Annotated in this window: 1 protein-coding gene; it reads right to left on the reverse strand. The window is 64.3% G+C overall.

The genetic code is table 11. The annotated features are described in order from the left end of the window. Positions 1–1454: maltose alpha-D-glucosyltransferase (gene treS, locus ACFVYF_RS37805; RefSeq protein ID WP_389462584.1), on the reverse strand; the 1454-nt coding region annotated here is incomplete at its 3' end. Positions 1455–1472 lie beyond the last annotated feature (18 nt).

Here is a 1472-nt window from a genome sequence, read left to right on the forward strand (position 1 = left end):
TCGGTGTAGGAGCCGAGGCCGAAGGCCATGTTCTGTTTGCGGATTTCGATCATGCGCCGGGTCCAGTGGAGCAGGGAGGACGGCGAGGACATGGAGGCTTCGACGTTGGTGACCTGGTAGCCGTAGACGGGGTCCATGATCGTGGGGAGGAAGAGGCGGCCGGGGTCGCAGGAGGAGAAGCCCGCGTTGCGGTCGGGGGTCCACTGCATGGGGGTGCGGACGGCGTCGCGGTCGCCGAGCCAGATGTTGTCGCCCATGCCGATCTCGTCGCCGTAGTAGAGGATCGGGCTGCCGGGCAGGGACAGCAGCAGGGCGGTGAAGAGTTCGATCTGGTTGCGGTCGTTGTCGAGGAGGGTGGCGAGGCGGCGGCGGATACCGATGTTGGCGCGCATACGCGGGTCTTTGGCGTATTCCGCGTACATGTAGTCGCGTTCTTCGTCGGTGACCATTTCGAGGGTGAGCTCGTCGTGGTTGCGCAGGAAGATGCCCCATTGGCAGTTGTTGGGGATGGCGGGGGTCTTCGCGAGGATTTCGGAGACGGGGTAGCGGGATTCGCGGCGGACGGCCATGAAGATGCGGGGCATGACGGGGAAGTGGAACGCCATGTGGCATTCGTCGCCGCCGGAGGGGAAGTCGCCGAAGTAGTCGACGACGTCCTCGGGCCACTGGTTCGCCTCGGCCAGCAGCACGGTGTCCGGGTAGTGCGCGTCGATCTCCTTGCGCACCCGCTTCAGGAACTCGTGCGTAGGCGGAAGGTTTTCGCAGTTGGTTCCCTCGACCTGGTACAGGTACGGGACCGCATCCAGCCGGAATCCGTCGATCCCCAGATCCAGCCAGAACCGCAGGGCGGAGATGATCTCCTCCTGCACGGCCGGGTTCTCGTAGTTGAGGTCGGGCTGGTGGGAGAAGAAGCGGTGCCAGTAGTACTGCTTGCGGACGGGGTCGAAGGTCCAGTTGGAGGCTTCGGTGTCGACGAAGATGATGCGGGCGTCCTGGTACTGCTTGTCGTCGTCGGCCCAGACGTAGTAGTCGCCGTAGGGGCCGTCGGGGTTGTTGCGGGATTCCTGGAACCACGGGTGCTGATCGCTGGTGTGGTTCATGACGAAGTCGATGATGACGCGCATGCCGCGTTGGTGGGCGGCGTCGACGAATTCGACGAAGTCGGCGAGGTCACCGAATTCGGGCAGGACGGCGGTGTAGTCGGAGACGTCGTATCCGCCGTCGCGCAGGGGGGATTTGAAGAAGGGGGGCAGCCACAGGCAGTCGACGCCGAGCCATTGCAGGTAGTCGAGTTTTGCGGTGAGGCCTTTGAGGTCGCCGACGCCATCGCCGTTGCTGTCCTGGAAGGAGCGGACCAGGACCTCGTAGAAGACGGCTCGTTTGAACCATTCGGGGTCGCGGTCCTTGGCGGGGGTGTCCTCGAAGGTGTCCGGGACGGGCTCGTTGACGATCATGTGGTGGGTGACCCTCCG

Origin of the sequence: Streptomyces sp. NPDC058274 (assembly GCF_042881375.1) — a bacterium.
In the GTDB taxonomy this organism is placed as follows: Bacteria; Actinomycetota; Actinomycetes; order Streptomycetales; family Streptomycetaceae; genus Streptomyces.